Genomic DNA, 17,902 nt, shown 5'->3' on the forward strand with positions numbered 1-17,902 from the left:
TTGGGAATGAATGAAGGGATTGTTTCCACTAAGGCACGGCCTCGCTTAGTCATCGCCAGGACATAATGAGCAAAAGTGGACAGTATCCCTCTGGCAGAGGGTTCAGAGTAGACAAGAGAAGTCGCCCGTGCGCTCTCGCAGAATCCGTCTGCCTCGTCCGGAGAACATCATGCCACGGCAGACCGCTTGCCGGCCCGAATCGAATACGGCAGAGCAAAGTCCTCCATCGTCGCTCAACACCGTCGGAGTAGCAGGCAATTTCGAAGGTTGTCGTTGATTTGAAGTCTGCAGGAAGGTAACACCCATGAAACGAGTTGGGTTCGTTTTTCCAATATTCATTTTGTCAGCGGCTCTCGCGGTCGGTAGCTTTGGCTACGCCCAGGAGAAGCAGGACAAGAAGCAAGAGCCGAACAAGGGTCAGCAACAAAAGCAGCAGGTTCAGCGCGAGCAGCAAAACCAGAACAGGCAGCAGCAAGTTCAGCGCGATCAACAGAACCAGAACAAGCAGCAGCAGGTTCAGCGCGATCAACAGAACCAGAACAGACAGCAGCAGGTTCAGCGCGATCAGCAAAACCAGAACAGGCAGCAGCAGGTTCAACGCGACCAGCAGAACCAGAACAGACAGCAGCAGGTTCAGCGCGACCAGCAGAACCAGAACAGGCAGCAGCAGGCGCAGCACCAGCAGCGTGGGCAACAGATGCAGCGTTCGCAGCAACAGCAGCGCGAACAACAGGTCCAGCAGCAGCAAGTCTGGCAGCAGCACCGTTCAAACAACTGGGATAACGATCACCGCACCTGGCAGCAACGCGGCGGCTACAATGGCTACCGAATTCCCGACAATGATTTTCGCGGCCACTACGGCAGGGGTCACTCGTTCCGCATCTTCAGCCTTCCCTTCATGTTTCAGGGCGGCTATCCGCGCTTTCAGTACGACGGATATTGGTTCACGGTGTTGGATCCCTATCCCGACTATTGGGGCAATGACTGGTATGAAACAGACGATGTTTACGTGGATTACTACGGTGACGGATACTACCTTTTCAACCGCAGATATCCCAACCGTCCCGGGATTGCGATCAGCATCTCGTTCTGAACGGATACTACGAATCAAGACGGCGGGCATCAAGCCCGCCTTCTTCATTTCCGCCGGAGTACGCTCACTTGCAGCGAGCGGCCCATCGGGAACCAATGCTCCCAGCACTCCCCATTTTGCTCCGAACGCTTGACAGGTGTTGTCAAATTTGACTACGATAAAAAATGAATCCGGTCGATCCGCGTTCTGATGGAACTATGTTCTGAGGGTGTTTTGGCCCGTTGCGTGACGCCAAGCTGCGCCCAATGAAGACGCCTACGGGGGTCAGTCAAGATCCGACAGGAGGCTGCTGCAATGGCTCAGGTTACCCGGCCCATTTCCTGGCTCAAGGTCGCGCGAAAGGATTTCGAGAAATTTCCAGCCGATGCACAAACGATCTGCCTCAACGCTTTGATAATCGCCGCTGAGGGCGCGAAAGCGGATCTCGCGAAGCCGCTCGCGGGGTTTGGTTCAGGAGTATTCGAGATTGCGTTACCGTTTCGGGGAAACGCATTTCGGGTCGTCTATGCCGTCCAGATTGGGGATGAGATTTGGGTAGTTCATGCATTTCAGAAGAAGTCGACGCAAGGCACCAGGACGCCGCGACATGAAATTGAACTGATCAAGAACCGCTTGAAGCAACTCAAGGAGATGCTCAGATGAAAAGGGACAAGGTCGAAACCGTTCGCGGTAGCGGGAACGTCTTCCGCGATTTCGGTCACGTCGATTCGGACATCATGCAACTCAAAGCGATTCTCGCTGCTGAGATCATCAAGATGATGGATCGGAAAGGCCTCAGCGTCCGAGCGGCTCATGCTCAGACCGGGATCGCCGCTGCCGACTTTTCCCGGATCCGCAATGCCAATCTGAGCCGCTTTACTTTGGACCGGCTGATGTCGATCATCAACCGACTAGGCTCCAGAATCGAAGTTAAGGTGAGACTTCGCTCACCCTAACAAGGCCGAAGCTTAACGCTACTTGTATAAATTCTTCTCAGGCACCCCAAAGTGCGGCGCCGACGGCACGCAATCATCAATCGACTTCAACACGATATTGTTCTCATCCCCCACGTTCATTCCGGAAATGATGTACGGGCGGTACTTTTCTCTGGGCGTGTGGTTGTCCACGTATCCCTTGATCCAGCGCGGGCAGCCCATGAACCCCGCACCTTTTTGGTCCGTCCACCAAACAACGTGAATCCGAAACGCTCGCCCGCTCTCGGCCACTCCTGAGATCACGGAGTAGGAGGTATCCGCGCTGTTCGTAATCGACTTAAACTCATCAATTTTGAAGACCAGCCAGCTGCCTTTCTTGCTGCCGTCGAAAAGCTTACAGGCCTCGGCATCGCAGGTCCGTTCCACGAGAAACACGTCAATCGTCACTGGCTCCTGCGAAACGTTCTTGTATTCCACCACGAGTTTTCCGTTCGTCGGCGTGTACTTCCCCGTCGCCCCCATCGCCGCCAAGAAGGGCTGGTGCCAGGTGCCGCTCATCAGGGTCATCTGCACGCAATCCATGGTGCACTTCTTCGCCTGAACGGCCGTCCATTCAATCTCCACGGGCTTCTGGCTTGTCACTTGTGCCGTGTACACCTCGCCCGGTTTCAACACCACTCCCGATCGGATGGGGATATGCTTCACGGCGCCATAGACAGTGCCGGTGCAGAGAATCATCAAAAACGTCATCCATCGGAACATGCGCGCAATTATATCGCTGGGTTCTCTGCGACGTGCAGGCATAGTGGATGGCCCACATCCCTAAAGTCCAAACGCCGCGGAACTTTGGATTTGGCTCACGCAAGACAAACCGACGCGTCCCTCCCAATGCGCGTAGCATGGACTGCAGCAACTGTTCCCGGACGGCCACTCAATGCTGTCGGCGAGGCAAGCCTGCGACAACGAGAGCATTCGGAAACCGCACAGAGGGAGCACGCATGACACGCTTTCGCATCGCCGCTTCCGTCTCCATCCTGTTCCTCACTCTCGGCGCCTCCGCTTTTGGACACGCCCAGGACAATCAGGACAAGAACAAAGACAAACGGCAGACTCAGGACAAACTCGCCGGGGCCGGCAACCATCCGAAGCGGCAGACTGACCAGCGTGGGCCTCAGAGTGTGCGCCCGCAGAACCCCGGCGATCATGGCCTGCATCCTGGGCAACAGAAACAACTGGAACGCTCCCAGGATCAGGAACGCGATCAGCAAAGGACGCAGGAACGTGCCTGGCAGGAGCGGCGCGCGAATCATTGGGAATACGAACATCGCAATTGGCAGCAGCGAGGCGGTTATAACGGCTACCGGGTTCCCGATGATTATTTCCGCGACCATTACGGCAATGGACACGCGTTTCGCATCTATGGCCTCCCTTTCATATATGAAGGTGGTAATCCGCGCTTTCAATACGGCGGCTACTGGTTCACGTTGCTGGATCCATGTCCTGAGATGTGGGGTGGAAGATGGTACGAGACCGATGATGTCTACGTCGCCTACCAGGGTGATGGGTACTATCTGTTCAACCGCAGATATCCCAGTCCTCTCGGAATTGCGCTCAGCGTTTCCCTCTGAATTGCCGGCTTAGCGAGACTATCCGCCCCCTGTCGCCGGGTTCGCATGTCTTGCCTTTGAGAACTGGGAAAACGCGAACCCGCCTCTTAACCGCCTTTGGCGGCTTTCGGAAGAATTCCGATGTCTCCGCCACAAACAGTGAGGGGGAGGAAGCTCTTCTGTCACGTTACCTGCGAGTGACAAACCGTGCAGTCGCGCCGCCATTCGACTCGCTCGGCCCATACACTCTGAGAAACACTTGGATAGAGGTCCTGAAGATGAGCAAGGCCCACTGGATGGGTTTCGGGATGGCGTTTCTTTTGGCGGCGACAAGCGTGCAGTCGGTCTGTGCGCAAAAACTGGACGCAACCGTGCTCTACCGCCAGACCAGCGACTCAAACTATTTCGCCGTGATCCCCGGATACACCAGCACCCCCGACGAAGGCGGCACCGACTGCTCCCTCGAACCGCTTTCCGAGGCCTGCTCCGCGCCCACGCGCGCCAATGGAGCAATCGCCTCGCAGAACCAGGTTGCCTATAACCTCGTCGGCACCACGCTTTCGCTGCTGCTGCCCGATGGAAGGGTCGCGCTCGTCAACTGCGTCAACAAGTATTCGCCCAAGGGCAACTACATCAGCCGCCGCATCTGCCAGATGCCTCTCGTTCCGCAAGTTGAGGCTGAGTTAAATGGCAAGACCGCAAAGCTCAAGTGGCCCGTCGGCGCCGAGGGTAAAACCGCTGCGGAAACCTACCGCATCGTCGCCATTCTCGACAAGCAGCTCATCGCCTCGCGCTGATCCCGTCGAACTTCGGCTGAAGACTTTACGCCAACTCCAGGACTGCTCTACATTGAGTGCATGCTGACCAACCGCTCCGTCCCGCCCTGCACCGTCATTCCCGTCCTCATCTATCCTGACCCCTCGGTCGCGGCAGACTGGCTGACCAAGGCGTTTGGGTTCTCGGTGCGTCTGCGCATCGCCAACCATCGCATCCAGATGCGTGCCGGCGAAGGCTGCTTCACCATTGCCGAGGGCGATATCGAGCCCAATCGCTCGCACATCATCCAGGTCCGCATAGAAGACGCACGGGCACACTGCGAGCGCGCCCGCCAGGCCGGCGCCGTCATTCTCACCGAGCCCACCGATCACATGTACGGCGAGCGTCAATATAACGCGCGGGACTTCCACGGCCACCACTGGGATTTTACGCAGACGCTCGCCGACATCGACCCGGAAAGCTGGGGCGGAATCTCGGTCGCCCTCTAACGAACAACCGTCTCCTCGGCCCCGTCACTCTCTGATCGCTGTCTGCGTGGTACCTATGGCTCCAGCGCTTCTCCCGTCACAATGCCGGTAAGCTTCCGTGCCGCCATTGCGCTGTTGAAGGCTTTCGCGTCATCGGCGAGAAACTGGTTGAATTTGCGGATCGCCGCCTCGTACTCCGTCTCCACCTGCTTCTTGTCGTCCATTACGGCTGCCGTCGGAGCCGTATCGTCGCCTTCCAACAGACCATCCAGCCCTGACAACTTCTCGTGGATCTGGTCGGGCGTGCGCAGCGTTGATTCGCCGGCGCCCGCATTGCTGGTCAGCACGCCCTGCGCCGCCTTCATCTTCTTTGCAAAGGCGTCGATCTCCGCCTTCACTTTCTCCTCATCCGGCATGCCTTTGGTAGCCTCGCCCAATGCCACCAGCTGCGCATTCATCGCGTCAATGCGGTTCAGCGCTCGATCAACCTGTGAAAGCTCATGCAGCACGGACTCACTCGCTTGATACCGCTCCTTCATCCCCGCCAGGTCAGCATGCGATGTGGGATCCTGCATCACCGCAAGCTTCTGCGAACCGCTCTGCCCCGCCACCGTCATCGTCACGGTGTACTCTCCTGGAGGAACCAGTGCGCCCGACCGCGGCCCCTTGTTGAAGTCCTTGCCGCCCTCCCAGCGCACCGGCCCATCTGCGCGCAAATCCCACGTCATTCGCTGCAACCCCGCCTTCGCGGGAACCCACGGCACTTCCTTCGGCTTTTCCGATGAAGCCTCTTCTTCGCCCGGCTTTTCCGCCGTCAGTTGCCGCTGCGTCTGCGATGAGGCCGGCGCCGTCGAAGCTTTTGCCTCCTGCTGTTCAGGACGACTCGCGTGCGAAGTCGACGGCGGCTGGGCTTGCGCCGCGGGCGGCAGGTCTTCATCCTCGGGCGGCGCTTCATCCGGATCAAGCGTATGCGTTCCCTTCATCGTCCGCACAACGTGCCCTGCCGCGTCCTTGATCACCAGTTCGCCCGGCTCCTTCGATTCCCGCGCGAGATAGTAGCTCAATTGCGCGCCGTACGGTGGATTCTTCCCGTAGAAAGCCCCTTCCCCCAGCGCCTCCACCTGCGACGAGGGCCAGAAGCGAAGTGCCTTCTCCGGTGGAAAGAGCGCAAAGTTCTGCGGCTTGTACTCCTGGAATGGAGCAAGGTCGTCGAGTATCCAAACCGAACGTCCATGCGTTGCCACCACCAGGCTGTTGTTCGCGCCATTCAGCGCCGCATCGTAAACCGCGGCATCCGGCAAGCCGAGTCCCAGCAAAAACCAGTGTTCCCCCGCATCCCAACTCACGTACAGACCATTCTCGAGACCCGCATAATACATGCGCGGATTGTGCAGGTCGCGCCGCACCACGTGCGCATAGATCTGCGGCAGATCGCCAATGATCGATTGCCACGTCGCTCCGTAATCGGTGGTGCGAAACAGATATGGCTTGAAGTCTCCGCTAAAGTGCCGGTCTACAGCGATCAGCGCCGTGCCGGCATCGTCCGGCGACAAGTCGATCGATTCAATGCGTCCCCATTGCGGAAGCCCTGCAATGTGCTCCGTTACATTTGTCCAGGTCCCGCCGCCATCCCGCGTCACCTGCGCTTCGCCGTCATCTGTCCCCGCCCAGATCACCTTGCCATCCTTCGCTGATGGCGCAATCACCAGAAGCGTGTCGTATACCTCCGCACCGGAGTTGTCCTTGACAATCGGACCACCCGATGACTGCTGCTTCTCCTTCTCATTGCGCGTCAAATCCGGGCTGATCGGCTTCCACGTGTGTCCACGGTCCTCGCTCTTGAACACGACGTTGCCGCCTGCATACAAGACCTTCGGATCCTGCGGCGAAACTGCAAATGCCGCGTTCCAATTGAAGCGATATTTCAGATCTGCCACTCCCCCGCCATTAAAGTCGCGCGGATATGGCTCCATGTCGTGCACCTGCTGAGCCGCGCGATCGAAGGTCATCAGCACCTGGTTCTGCGTGCTGTTGTATACCAGGTTTGGATCGTCCGGCGCCGGAATCGCAAAAATTCCGTCTCCTCCGTTGAGCGCGGACCAATGCCGATCGAGAATGCCACTCGGGTCCTTGTTGAGGCCGGGCCCGCACCATGCACTGTTGTCCTGCAGGCCGCCACAGATCCGGGTCCACGCATCACCGCTCGCGCTCACGTGATAGAGCTGCCCGATCGCGACGTTGTGCACGAATTCCCAGTGCGCGGCATTATCGCGCGAGATCACAATGCCCCCGTCGTTGCCTTCGATCATCCGCCCGCTGCCCGCCGGGTCTATCCAGATGGCGTGATGATCCCCATGGATCTGCTTCGCAATCGAATTGAAATTGTGCCCGCCATCTTTCGATTCCATCAGGAGGTTCGACAGCGCGATTACGTGATCCGGATTCTTCGCATCCACCGAAATGTGCGAAAAATAAAATGGTCGCGAATCTACCTCCTCGTTCTTGCTCACCAGGCTCCAGTGATCGCCGGAGTCATCGCTGCGCCACAGCACGCCTTCCGTCGAACCCATCACCGCATACACTCGATCGGGCTGGCTCGGTGCAATGGCGAGTCCGGTGCGTGCCACCGGCTTAGCCGGCAGCCCATGACCGCCAAGCCGCTGCCACGTCGAGCCCCCGTCAATCGATCGATAGATCGCATCCTCCGGCCCGCCATCGGAGTAGCTCCAGGGCGTCCGCCGAAAACGATAGGCAGCCGCAAACAGCACCTGCGGGTTCTCCGGATTCATGGCCAGGTCAGAGATGCCCACACTCGGGCCCACGTACAGCACCTTCTGCCACGTCGCGCCGCCGTCCGTGGTGCGAAAAACTCCACGGTCCTCATCGTCGGCATAAGGGCTGCCCATCGTAGCCACCACCACAGTCCCCGCATGGTGAGGATCGACAGCGATTTTCGATATCTGAAAGCTGTGCTCCAGCCCTATCCGCTTCCAGTGCGACCCGCCGTCCGTCGATTTGTAAATCCCGTCGCCAAACGATACATCGTTCCGCACGTTGGCCTCGCCCGTTCCCGCCCACACGATTTGCGGATTCAAGGGATCGACAGCAAGCGCACCAATCGACGCAACACTCTCATACTGAAACAGCGCCTTCCACGTTGTGCCGCCGTTATCGGTGCGAAACATCCCGCCATCGGCCGCGCCCACATAAAATACTTCGCTGTTCCCCGCGACGCCTGCAACCGCAGTCACGCGTCCGCCGGAGATAGCCGGTCCAATCTCCCTGAAGCTCACGCTTTTGCGCACCACCATCGGCAACTCAGTGCGGCCTTCGTCGTTCGCCTTCTGCGGCCCAGCGACGCCGGCAAACGGTACGGCAGTCGATTGTGAGGATGCGATCAAAGCCGGAAAACCGAGAACCAGGCAAAGTCCCGCGCGCGCCCATGGGAGTGGGCAAAAATCTTTCAATCCTAAGTGACACATTTTCGACCTCGTAAGCCTCGCAGTTTATCACGCGGCCTGCGCCCCGGAGAGCCCCGTCTCAAAGGGCAAATCATCTCCGCGCGCTCTTCATCAGAACGTCGTCAGCCGCACACGCAGCAACACATTCTCGTCCGCCTTCAAATTCAATCCATAATCCGTCTGATCCCCGTTCCAGATCCGCGCCATCTTCCAGTTCCCTCCCGCGTCGAAGCTGCCCTCTTCCACCTTCAGGAACAGCCGCTTCTTCCCCGGCGCAAACGTCGGCTTGAAATCCACGCGCACATGATGACCCGCCACCAGGTACTCATCCTGCCCAAGCTCGATTACCACCGCTCCGCCATCCGCGGGAGTGTTTCCCTTCGGCTGCATCCAGTTCCCGAACGACGGCATGCCGTACTTCACCACCACGTCCCACCGGCCAAGCGGAATCTCGTTCGTATGGAGGTCGGGATTTTCACTCACCCCCACAACCTTTCCTTCCAGGTTCGCCTTTGCAATCCGACGCGCGATAGGCGCCAGCAGGGCGTACTGTTCCGCGACCGGCTTCAACGCGCTCGCTTCCATCGCCTGCGGCCCCGCCGGTTCATTGCTGTAACGCGTCAGGTCCAGCCCAAAGGGCGCCCACCCGATCGCTCCCTCCCCGATCGCCACATACACGTACCGCGGATACGCTGGAGAATTGCCCGTCTCCGGAATCAGCAGTGGATTGTTCTGCCCATAGAATCCAATTACCTTCATGTACTTCGCATACTCCGACATGTAAATGTCCGGCGCGATTGCATCAATCAACGGCGCGGCAATCTTCCACAAGCCGATGTTGTTATCCGTCGGCGCGCCTGATTCATAACTTGGCGCCCTGCCCGGATTCATCGGGTCTCGCAGCGCGGCATTCACATACAAGGGCAGCCGATACTCAGCCTTCCCCGCCGCCGCCACCTGCTCGATATATGTCGCCGTATACCATGCCTCGAAGGTCTCATCGGCATCCTCGCCGAAGGCTTCCTTCCATGTCCCCGGTTGCTTGCCCAGCCCCTTGACCAGCGCCACCGGAACCGGCCCGGCAAACGCCTTCTGTGCCGCCGCCCCGTAATCGCGTACGCCGCCCCACACGCCCGCTTCGTTCTCCACCTGCACCAGCAAAACCGTCCGCTGCGCATCGGCATCTTTCAAATGCCGCATCATCGCGCGAAATGCAGTCTTGTCCGCTTCGAGAAACGCCGCCGAAAACGGCGAGGGCGAATCTACCGTCTCTCCCTTTTCATTTTTCAGAAACGGATACTTCTCCTGGTTCTGCTTGATCCACTCCGGCGTGTAATGCGAACTGCCGTTCTTCCACGTCCCAAACCACAACAGCACCAGGCGCAGATGATGTTCCCGCGCCTGCTTCAAAATCAAATCGACAACACTGAAGTCGAACTTCCCCTGCACCGGCTCCAGTTGCTCCCAATAAATCGGAAGTTCCACCGTATTCGCGTGCAATGTCTCCGCCGCTGGCCATACCTTGTCGAGATACGCCGGCCACGCGCTCGAATTATTCGCCTGCACACCCAGCATCAGATACGGTTCACCGTCCACCATCAATGCGTAGTGTCCATCTTTCTCCACGATCGTTGGAATCGGCCTGGCCGGTGCCGCCATAGGACGGGATTCCTGCGCCCAAATCAGCAGACTCCCTGCAAACGTTTCCAAAAGCATCACAATAAAAGCCGATCTTCTCGCTTTCATCCACGCGCTTGTACCTGTCATCTCCACGCCCTCAAAAGTTGAACGTTAAAACACGCCAAGTATATCCCTCGCCAACTGCATCATCACGCCACAGAATTACACTGGGAACAGCACGGAGCCACACACAACTTCATGGACAAGTTCGTCATTCGCGGCGGAAATCCGCTGGTTGGAACAGTACGCATCTCGGGTGCAAAGAACTCCGCACTCCCCTGCATGGCCGCTGCCATCCTCACTGAAGAAGAAGTCACGCTCGAAAACATTCCCCAGGTCCGCGACATCGAGACCGAGCGCAAACTTCTCGTCGCCATGGGCGCGGAAGTCGAGCTGGGCACTGGGACAACCGACCACAGCACGCGCATCAACTTCCGCACCCTTTCGAGCCCAGAGGCAAAATACGAAATCGTCAAAACCATGCGGGCCAGTTCTCTGGTTCTCGGCCCGCTCGTCGCCCGCGCAGGAATGGCGCGCGTGGCCATGCCCGGCGGTTGCGCCATCGGCGGCCGGCCTATCGATCTCCACATCAAGGGCCTCGAGAAAATGGGCGCCGAAATCCTTCAGGAACACGGCTACCTCGAAGCTCGCGCCGCCAAACTCAAAGGCGCCCACATCGTCTTCGACAAAATCACCGTCACCGGGACTGAAGATCTCCTCATGGCCGCCGTTCTCGCCGAAGGCGAAACGCTGATGGAAAACTGCGCGCGAGAGCCAGCGGTTTGCGATCTTTCCGACTTGCTCAGTGCCATGGGCGCAAAGATCGAAGGCGCTGGAACCTCCACCATCCGCGTGCAGGGCGTCACCAGCCTCACGGGCGCGCATTACCGCATCAATCCTGACCGCATCGAAGCCGGCACCTTCCTTATCGCCGGTGCAATCACTGCGGGCGACCTCACCGTCGCGAATTGCAACCCCGACCACCTGGGCGCCGTCATCGCCAAGCTTCAGGAAGCCGGCGCCACCATCGACGTCCCAAGCGCCACCTCTGTCCGTGTCCGCAGCGATGGCAAGCTCCGCGCCGCCGACATCTCCACCGAAGAGTATCCAGGCTTCCCCACCGACATGCAGGCCCAGTACATGGCCCTCGCCACCCAGGCCGAGGGCGTTAGCATGGTCACTGAAAACATCTTCGAAAACCGCTTCATGCACGTCCAGGAACTCGTGCGCATGGGCGCAAACATCAAGGTCGACGGACGCACCGCCACGGTTCGCGGCCCCGCGCCACTTTCCGCCGCCGCTGTCATGTGTTCCGACCTGCGCGCTTCCGCGTCGCTGGTCCTCGCCGCCCTCGTCGCCGACGGCGAATCCATCCTCGATCGTGTCTACCACATGGACCGCGGCTACGAACGCATCGAACAGAAACTCGAAAGCGTAGGCGCCCAGATCCGCCGCATGGGCAATGTCTTCAGCTGAGTCTCCAATTCCACCATTTGCGCGGCAAGCTGCCGTTTCGGGAACTATTGTTGCGAAATCACCGTAGGGTACATCATGAGATTTGTCTGTGCCGTCGCAGGCGCGGCCTTGTTTGCCTGCAATCTTGCCGGGCTCGCGGAAACGAAAGTCTCGTGCGATCAGACGCTCACTGCCCCACTGCGTTCGAGCGCCGTGCTCACCATCGACTCACGCCCCGCGGGTCTCGAAATCGTTGGAACGGACCAGGAAGCAATCCACGTCACCTGTCACAGCGGCGACAACGAGGACGCTCCTCGCCATATCCTTCTTCGATTCTCTCCAAGCTCCGATGGCGGCAGGCTCTCGATCGAGGGTAACCATCTAAGGCACGGCGATGGTATTCAGATCCGCATCGAAGTGCCGTGGAAGACGAACCTCAGCGTGCGCATGCCCGCAGGAGAAGTAAAGGTCGAGGAAATCAAGGGCGATAAGGACATCGACATCTACGCCGGTCAGATAACGATTTCGTCATTCCACGAATGGAACTACCGCAATGTCAATGCATCGGTGATGATCGGCGAAGTCAGAGCGCCCATGTACAACGCTGACAAAGGCGGCTTTTTCCGCAGCATCACAAAGAAATCAACGGAAGGCGAATATCGGCTGCACGCACACATCATGACCGGCCAAATTGACCTGGAAGGCAGCAAGAACCGCTCCGACGGAACCCGCCAGCCCGACTGACCCACTTCTCCTCACCCCGACCTGTGACTCGGGTCACCGCCTCCCCATCGCCCCGGCGCTATCCTCGCCCTGAATCACGGGCCTGTTCGCGAAGAGGGCCGATTCGTGTGCCGCTCCCCTGTTCAAGCACATCGGATTCCTCTCGATTGCAGCTCTCACGGGTTGCACACTCCGTCAACGCAGCATTGCTCGACCCAGACCCGAGCGCCGCGAAGGGAGACCTCGTCATGAAACCCAATGGCCATAAAATCGTCATCGTCGGCGGTGGCATCGCCGGGCTTTGCGCAGCCGTGTACGCGCTCCGTTGCGGCTACCAGGTCCTGGTGCTCGAAATGCACGACATGGCCGGCGGTCTCGCCATGAGCTGGCGCCGGGGTCCGTACACCTTCGAAACTTGCCTTCACTGGCTCATCGGCTCCAACCCTCATGGTGAATTTCACGAGCAATGGCAAGAGGTCTTCGATATCGACCGGCTCCATTTCGTCAATCCCCACGAGTTTGTGCGCATTGAAACTGAAGATGGCGACCAGCTTCGAATCTACACAAATGCGGACATGCTTGAAGCAGAGCTCATGCGTCGCGCATGGTTCGACGCGACCGCCATTCACGACTTCATCAATTCCGTGCGTAGCCTCGGTAAATTCAAAATGCTCGATCCCGCTGCCGGTCTCGGAGAAAACTGGCTGCACCTCCTCCAGGATGTGCCGATTCTTCCCCTGCTGCGGAAATTGGGAAAGATGAGCGGCGAAGAATATGGCGCCCGCTTCGCCGATCCCCTCCTGCAGCGCTTCTTCTCTGTCGGCGATGTCGGCAAGCTCTCCGCCACTGCCATGGTTATCTCTCTCGGCTGGATGAACGAAAACAATGCCGGCTACTGCATCGGCGGTTCCCAGGCCATGATCCGCCTGATCGAGGAAAAGATCGGCAGCCTCGGTGGCTCGATACGTTACAAAGCGCGCGTCGAGCGGATCCTTGTCGAGCACGATACCGCCGTCGGCGTCGTGCTGGCTGATGGTGAAGCCATCAAGGCCGATTGGGTGATCTCCGCAGCCGATGGTCATGCCACTATCTTCGACATGCTCTCCGCCAGATATATCGACGCAGACATCCTCGAGACCTATCAGAAGCGCAATACCTTTGCGTCTTATCTCCAGGTCTCGCTCGGCGTGGCGATGGACCTCAGCGATCAGCCGCCAATGCTGACGCGCCTCCTCCAACAGCCCATCCAAGTGGACCCTGAAACTGAACTGGGCCAAATCGGATTTCGCTTCTTCAACTTCGATCCAACCTTCGCGCCGCCAGGCAAGACCGCAGTTACCTGCATCCTGCCCACCCGCAATCATCGCTACTGGACAGATCTGCGCCAGCGCGATTCCGCGCGCTATCGCCTCGAAAAGCAGCGCGTCGCCGATTCTGTCATCGATGTGCTCGAGAAGCGCTTGCCAGGCCTCCGCGAGGCGATCGAGGTGGTCGACGTATCCACTCCCGCATCTGTTATCCGCTACACGGGCAATTGGAAAGGCTCACAGGAGGGATGGCTCGTCGAACCCGGCGCCGGCTTCAAAATGCTGCCCAATACCCTCCCCGGACTGCATCGCTTCCTGATGGTTGGCCAGTGGGTAATGCCCGGCGGAGGACTGCCCTCCGGCCCCATGACCGCGAAGCCCGCTATCAAGGCCGTTTGCAGGGAGGATCATGTGCCGTTTGTCCTTCATCCCGAACCCGAACCGGCCGCCGTCTAAAGCCGGAACCGATGCACTCAGAGGATCAAGTAAACATGACGACAAGAATGAGAATGGCACTATTGCTCTCGGCCTTTTTTGCGTTTGGCGCGGTTGGTGTGGGCCAGGTTGGAAAGCCGCAGCCAGACGAGAATGGGGTCTACGCGGGGTGGAACGGCGTATGGACGGCGACTCTAGTCCATCCCGTCCCGGCGATCGCATCCGATGATCCGCGGTTGAAAGGATCGAAGCGCGTGTGCGGTCTACTTGTCGAAGCCGGAGCGGACGGCGTACCGAAAACGGTCGCCGTGGCAAATAGAGTTGCAAGCCCTTTTGATGATGTGGCGATCACGGCAGTTCTACAGTCACAATTTGAGCCGGGCACTTTAAAGGGAAAACCTGTGCCCACGCGATTCATGATGTGGGTGCCATTCATTGACGGCCATCCTGCTGTGCCAGTGGGCGGAGGCTCGCCACCTTGGAAAAAGCCTGCAGGTCTGAAAACGTTGACGAACCCGGTGCCGATTTACACACCGCCTGTGGAACTTTCAGACGAGGCACGCCGGGATCATTACGCCGGGTATGTGGTGATTCAGGTCCTAATCGACGAAGACGGTTCGCCAACGCACGCGAGACTCCTTGTTCGTGCTGGAAAAGGGATGGACGACAACGCGCTTGCAGCGGTGAGCAAATGGAGATTCAAACCGGCAACTCTTGAGGAAGTACCAGTGCCGTTTCTAATGATTGCCGAGGCCGCTTTTCGATAGTGACGAATTAGCTCTTTTTGCGACACAAAGAACCTTTTCATGCATTCATTCCCGAGCCGCGAACAAACTGGACATTGACTACTCAATTGCGCGTTTTGTCCAATCGGAACCCGGCGCCTCGCCCTATCGCCAGCTAACCGCCAGGTGCCAGCGCAGCTTGTATTGCGCCGTCTTCTCCAGCACCCGCTCGTACTCGCGCAGTTCGCCCAATATCGGCAGCGTCTCCGATCCAAACGCCACCGGCGTATCCGCAAGAAAGCGAATCAGCGCTCGTACGCTCAGAAGTCCATCCGCAGGGTTGAACCACTGTGGTTCCGGCAGGTTGCGCGCCCACTCCGGGTCGCCTGCGCCCTGGTCCAGCAGCAGGCACATCGAGTTCTCGTCCGCGGAGAAGAACTGCAGCAGAGGCGCAACGTTCAGCGACTCCGCCAGCCGTTCCAGGGCATCTTCATTCCGGGCCAAAGCGTGCCCGTTGACAAAGATGTCAAAGCCGGGGTCTTCACCTTCTACAACGATGTATAGGCTGGTAGCCATCGTTTTGAGCATAGTTGAGGAGAAACTGAAGCAAACACTCAATTTCCCCCAGGTAATCCACAGTGTTAATGGTTTGCGCCTGAGCGCAAGATTACGCAAGTTTCATATCCACTGGTGGACCCATACAACAAAAGCGTGATCCGGCTCATTCTCAATACAAGACCGCATCTAAAATTGGTGCAGAACGGACTGTGAACTGAGGACCCCGGGTGGATTGGACTAAACTCCCCGACCTTGCAGCGGTGGCTGCGCTCACGTGCGCATTTGCGTCGGTGGCGCGGCGTGGCCAAACCACGGCCTCGCGGCATTGGCTCACCGGCTGGGTCCTCATTGCTGTCCACTTCGCCGCCTTCATCTTCTCTTCCGCTCCCCGCGTCTGGGGGATGATCGCAACCGACATCGGCTTGATCTCGCTGATCTCTGCCGGCGTGCTTTTCATGTGGGCCTCCGTTCCCTACCGCACTGAGCGCTCCAGCGAATGGATGTTGATCTCGGTGCTCACCTCCAATGCGGTCTACGTCGTGCTGCTGGAACTCGATCACCCCTGGCCGTGGGCGCTCGATACGGCGGCAATCTTTTTTGGAGCAGCGCCTCTGACCATCGCGCTCACCGCGCGGCGCGACTTTACCCACCTTTTGCGCTGGTTGCTCGTCGGTCTCTACTGCGTGCTCGCCGTCTTCCTCCTCGCCGTCCAGAACCGCCCGGGAGACGGACTCTACATTGCATCCAATGCCGTCCTGTTCACGGTTTATTTCGGTTGTTGCGTGCACGTCTGGTACAGCTATCGCGATCGCGTGAGTGCCGGCTCGTTGATCACGATTGTCGGATTTCTTGGTTGGGCGATGGTCTTCGTCCTGGCGCCGCTTGCCGGATTTCTTGTGCCCAACGCGCAAATTGAAAGCGAGGTCTGGAACCTCCCCAAATACGTCGTCGCCGTCGGCATGATCCTGCTCCTCCTCGAAGACCAGATCGAACACAACAAGTACCTCGCCCTGCACGACGAACTCACCGGCCTGCCCAACCGCCGCCTCTTTCTTGACCGCCTCGCGATCTCGCTTGAGCGCGCCCGTCGCATGGAATCCAAGGCCGCCCTGCTGGTCATCGACTTGAACCACTTCAAGCAGGTGAACGATACGCTCGGTCATCATGCCGGCGATCTGCTGCTCAAGAAAGTCAGCTCGATCTTTCAGGGCCGCGTGCGCCGCTCCGATACCGTGGCCCGCACCGGTGGCGATGAGTTCTCTCTCATCCTCGAAGAGCCCACTAACCGCTCCAACGCTAACTGGGTCGCAAAGTCACTGATGGAGATGCTCGATGAGCCCCTGCAGGTCGGCGATCACACACTCAAGGTCGGCGCCAGCATCGGCGTCGCCGTATATCCCGATGATGCAGCCGATATTGAAGCTCTCTGCATTGCCGCCGATCTCCGCATGTACGACGACAAGAATGTATCGCGAGAGACCAGTGCCGACCGCCTCCCCGTCAAGTCCGAGCCCCTGCCCGAGTTTCGCGGCAAAGAAAACGAAGGCTTCAAAATGATCGCCAGCGTACCGAAGTTCAGATAGGAAAACAGCCATTGGCCGATGGATCGGCCCCCGCATCCGCACGGCCTCACGTGCTTTCTCTCAAAGTCCGTTTTTAGTTCGCCGTCTGCCGCTCCACATGATCGATCACGAGTACCTGTACCGATCCTTTTGCTCGTTCCAGCTTCAGCCCCAACTGATTCTTCAGCGCTTCGCGAAACGTGCCGCCCGTCTCGCCGTTATCCACTTCGCTCAAGTCTTCCGGCGTCCACTCCAGCCAGAAGTCGAATCCACCCTTCAGTCCCGTCTCGTCGAGCACCGGTCGCGGCAGCGTCAGGAGGCCCGTCTGCGTCGGCATCGAGGTGCCCAGCAATGCGAGCGTCACGTTGCGACCTCCAAAACGATTTGCGCCTGGAGAGCCAGGCAACAAATGCGCGATCTGGCCACAGGGGATCGGAAGCGCCGAGAGGGATTGCGCCGGGGCTGCGCCTTTACCGGAGCCCTCAGGAAACGCCGTAGCATTGCAGTCGTCATCCGCCTTATGTTGCTCGAGTTGCGGTCCCAGTTTCCCTGGCTTCTCTAGAACGAGCGCAAACACTGGAGCCTCCCGCGTCTCGTTGTGCACCTTCAGCTTGAAGCGTTCGGCCAGCAGACTCTGCATCATCAGCCGCAACTGGTCCTTGGTCGCAGGCTCCGGAGCCCTCGCCTCGATGTCGTAGCGATCATCTTTCACCCACTGTGGCACGTGCAATTGGAGGCCCTCAAAGTAGTCGAACCGGAGCGCAAGTTCCTGCGTTCCACTCAACTTGTAGGCAAAGATGATGTAACGCATCAGTGTCTGGTTCTTCGCTGAAAAAAGGGTGCCGTTCAGATCAAGCTTGTCATTCTTCTTGATGATGAAATACGCATTCCCATTGTCCAGCGAGAAATTACTGTACGAAGGGCCGCCACTCTTGTTCTCCCGCACGCTCGCTACTTCAAATTGCTGTTTGCCGCCTGCCGCTTTCTCCCAATCCTGCTTGGTGCTTTGCGCACGAACTGAAAATCCAAGGCAATCGAAAACGCCTGACACCAGAACAAGAACCCAGATCGTGGCCAGGAAGCGGCGTTTCTTATTCAGCCTGTCCGTCATCTCTCTGCCTCGCGAGAACCCCTATGT

Annotated in this window: 17 protein-coding genes; 11 read left to right on the forward strand and 6 right to left on the reverse strand. The window is 58.6% G+C overall.

Features of this window, described 5'->3' with window-relative positions; all coding sequences use genetic code 11:
* Positions 1–343: 343 nt before the first annotated feature.
* On the reverse strand, positions 344–748 hold the full coding sequence (locus tag WCA10_RS02695) for a hypothetical protein (RefSeq protein WP_472820945.1): 405 nt from the start codon (positions 746–748) through the stop codon (positions 344–346).
* On the opposite strand from WCA10_RS02695, the gene WCA10_RS02700 reads away from it, so the two are divergent.
* The 3 genes from WCA10_RS02700 to WCA10_RS02710 all read left to right on the forward strand — a co-directional run bounded on the left by WCA10_RS02700 (position 698) and on the right by WCA10_RS02710 (position 2,028).
* Positions 698–1,093: a hypothetical protein gene (locus tag WCA10_RS02700; RefSeq protein WP_472820946.1), complete on the forward strand. Its 396-nt coding sequence runs from the start codon at positions 698–700 to the stop codon at positions 1,091–1,093. The two genes, WCA10_RS02695 and WCA10_RS02700, sit on opposite strands and share 51 nt — an antisense overlap.
* A 294-nt stretch (positions 1,094–1,387) precedes the next feature.
* Entirely contained in the window at positions 1,388–1,735 is a 348-nt protein-coding gene (locus WCA10_RS02705; protein ID WP_472820947.1) for a type II toxin-antitoxin system RelE/ParE family toxin, read from the forward strand.
* Positions 1,732–2,028, forward strand: a complete 297-nt coding sequence (locus WCA10_RS02710) for a helix-turn-helix domain-containing protein (RefSeq protein ID WP_472820948.1) — start codon at positions 1,732–1,734, stop codon at positions 2,026–2,028. Before WCA10_RS02705 ends, WCA10_RS02710 begins: the two co-directional genes overlap by 4 nt.
* A gap of 18 nt (positions 2,029–2,046) precedes the next feature.
* Here WCA10_RS02710 and WCA10_RS02715 read toward each other — a convergent pair whose 3' ends face one another.
* Positions 2,047–2,745, reverse strand: coding sequence for a hypothetical protein (locus tag WCA10_RS02715; protein ID WP_472820949.1), 699 nt, complete (start codon positions 2,743–2,745; stop codon positions 2,047–2,049).
* Positions 2,746–3,005: 260 nt separating this feature from the next.
* Between WCA10_RS02715 and WCA10_RS02720 the strand changes: the two genes are divergently transcribed.
* The 3 genes from WCA10_RS02720 (at position 3,006) to WCA10_RS02730 (ending at position 4,879) form a co-directional block, all read left to right on the forward strand.
* Positions 3,006–3,635: a hypothetical protein gene (locus WCA10_RS02720; protein ID WP_472820950.1), complete on the forward strand. Its 630-nt coding sequence runs from the start codon at positions 3,006–3,008 to the stop codon at positions 3,633–3,635.
* A 257-nt stretch (positions 3,636–3,892) separates the two neighbouring features.
* Entirely contained in the window at positions 3,893–4,411 is a 519-nt protein-coding gene (locus WCA10_RS02725) for a hypothetical protein (RefSeq protein WP_472820951.1), read from the forward strand.
* A gap of 60 nt (positions 4,412–4,471) precedes the next feature.
* Positions 4,472–4,879 (forward strand): VOC family protein, encoded by a 408-nt coding sequence (locus WCA10_RS02730; RefSeq protein WP_472820952.1) that lies wholly within the window; start codon positions 4,472–4,474, stop codon positions 4,877–4,879.
* A 53-nt stretch (positions 4,880–4,932) separates the two neighbouring features.
* Here WCA10_RS02730 and WCA10_RS02735 read toward each other — a convergent pair whose 3' ends face one another.
* Positions 4,933–8,340 carry a WD40/YVTN/BNR-like repeat-containing protein gene (locus tag WCA10_RS02735; protein WP_472820953.1) on the reverse strand — a complete coding sequence of 1,136 codons (3,408 nt, stop codon included), beginning with the start codon at positions 8,338–8,340 and terminating at the stop codon, positions 4,933–4,935.
* 90 nt (positions 8,341–8,430) lie between these two features.
* Positions 8,431–9,978 (reverse strand): DUF5597 domain-containing protein, encoded by a 1,548-nt coding sequence (locus WCA10_RS02740; RefSeq protein WP_472820954.1) that lies wholly within the window; start codon positions 9,976–9,978, stop codon positions 8,431–8,433.
* Positions 9,979–10,197: 219 nt separating this feature from the next.
* Between WCA10_RS02740 and murA the strand changes: the two genes are divergently transcribed.
* The 4 genes from murA (at position 10,198) to WCA10_RS02760 (ending at position 14,686) form a co-directional block, all read left to right on the forward strand.
* The gene (murA, locus tag WCA10_RS02745; RefSeq protein WP_472820955.1) at positions 10,198–11,475 is read left to right on the forward strand and encodes a UDP-N-acetylglucosamine 1-carboxyvinyltransferase; all 1,278 of its coding nucleotides are present in this window, start codon (positions 10,198–10,200) and stop codon (positions 11,473–11,475) included.
* 75 nt (positions 11,476–11,550) lie between these two features.
* A complete protein-coding gene (locus tag WCA10_RS02750) occupies positions 11,551–12,198 on the forward strand; it encodes a DUF4097 family beta strand repeat-containing protein (RefSeq protein ID WP_472820956.1) in 648 nt (215 codons plus the stop codon).
* 227 nt (positions 12,199–12,425) lie between these two features.
* Entirely contained in the window at positions 12,426–13,940 is a 1,515-nt protein-coding gene (locus WCA10_RS02755; RefSeq protein WP_472820957.1) for a phytoene desaturase family protein, read from the forward strand.
* A gap of 53 nt (positions 13,941–13,993) precedes the next feature.
* Positions 13,994–14,686: an energy transducer TonB gene (locus tag WCA10_RS02760; RefSeq protein WP_472820958.1), complete on the forward strand. Its 693-nt coding sequence runs from the start codon at positions 13,994–13,996 to the stop codon at positions 14,684–14,686.
* 123 nt (positions 14,687–14,809) lie between these two features.
* Here WCA10_RS02760 and WCA10_RS02765 read toward each other — a convergent pair whose 3' ends face one another.
* Entirely contained in the window at positions 14,810–15,220 is a 411-nt protein-coding gene (locus tag WCA10_RS02765; RefSeq protein WP_472820959.1) for a hypothetical protein, read from the reverse strand.
* Positions 15,221–15,429: 209 nt separating this feature from the next.
* Here WCA10_RS02765 and WCA10_RS02770 point away from each other — a divergent pair, with 209 nt between their 5' ends.
* Positions 15,430–16,785 carry a diguanylate cyclase domain-containing protein gene (locus tag WCA10_RS02770; protein WP_472820960.1) on the forward strand — a complete coding sequence of 452 codons (1,356 nt, stop codon included), beginning with the start codon at positions 15,430–15,432 and terminating at the stop codon, positions 16,783–16,785.
* A gap of 73 nt (positions 16,786–16,858) precedes the next feature.
* On the opposite strand, the gene WCA10_RS02775 is transcribed toward WCA10_RS02770, so the two are convergent.
* Positions 16,859–17,875 (reverse strand): TIGR03435 family protein, encoded by a 1,017-nt coding sequence (locus WCA10_RS02775; protein ID WP_472820961.1) that lies wholly within the window; start codon positions 17,873–17,875, stop codon positions 16,859–16,861.
* Positions 17,876–17,902 lie beyond the last annotated feature (27 nt).

Source organism: Occallatibacter sp., assembly GCF_049582745.1.
In the GTDB taxonomy this organism is placed as follows: domain Bacteria; phylum Acidobacteriota; class Terriglobia; order Terriglobales; family Acidobacteriaceae; genus Telmatobacter.

Coding starts and splice junctions, on each gene's coding strand:
- WCA10_RS02700 (WP_472820946.1), top strand. CDS start 698: ATGCAGCGTTCGCAGCAACAGCAGCGCGAACAACAGGTCCAGCAGCAG.
- murA (WP_472820955.1), top strand. CDS start 10,198: ATGGACAAGTTCGTCATTCGCGGCGGAAATCCGCTGGTTGGAACAGTA.
- WCA10_RS02750 (WP_472820956.1), top strand. CDS start 11,551: ATGAGATTTGTCTGTGCCGTCGCAGGCGCGGCCTTGTTTGCCTGCAAT.
- WCA10_RS02705 (WP_472820947.1), top strand. CDS start 1,388: ATGGCTCAGGTTACCCGGCCCATTTCCTGGCTCAAGGTCGCGCGAAAG.
- WCA10_RS02710 (WP_472820948.1), top strand. CDS start 1,732: ATGAAAAGGGACAAGGTCGAAACCGTTCGCGGTAGCGGGAACGTCTTC.
- WCA10_RS02715 (WP_472820949.1), bottom strand. CDS start 2,745: ATGATTCTCTGCACCGGCACTGTCTATGGCGCCGTGAAGCATATCCCC.
- WCA10_RS02740 (WP_472820954.1), bottom strand. CDS start 9,978: ATGGCGGCACCGGCCAGGCCGATTCCAACGATCGTGGAGAAAGATGGA.
- WCA10_RS02765 (WP_472820959.1), bottom strand. CDS start 15,220: ATGGCTACCAGCCTATACATCGTTGTAGAAGGTGAAGACCCCGGCTTT.
- WCA10_RS02760 (WP_472820958.1), top strand. CDS start 13,994: ATGGCACTATTGCTCTCGGCCTTTTTTGCGTTTGGCGCGGTTGGTGTG.
- WCA10_RS02730 (WP_472820952.1), top strand. CDS start 4,472: ATGCTGACCAACCGCTCCGTCCCGCCCTGCACCGTCATTCCCGTCCTC.
- WCA10_RS02775 (WP_472820961.1), bottom strand. CDS start 17,875: ATGACGGACAGGCTGAATAAGAAACGCCGCTTCCTGGCCACGATCTGG.
- WCA10_RS02720 (WP_472820950.1), top strand. CDS start 3,006: ATGACACGCTTTCGCATCGCCGCTTCCGTCTCCATCCTGTTCCTCACT.
- WCA10_RS02725 (WP_472820951.1), top strand. CDS start 3,893: ATGAGCAAGGCCCACTGGATGGGTTTCGGGATGGCGTTTCTTTTGGCG.
- WCA10_RS02735 (WP_472820953.1), bottom strand. CDS start 8,340: ATGTGTCACTTAGGATTGAAAGATTTTTGCCCACTCCCATGGGCGCGC.
- WCA10_RS02755 (WP_472820957.1), top strand. CDS start 12,426: ATGAAACCCAATGGCCATAAAATCGTCATCGTCGGCGGTGGCATCGCC.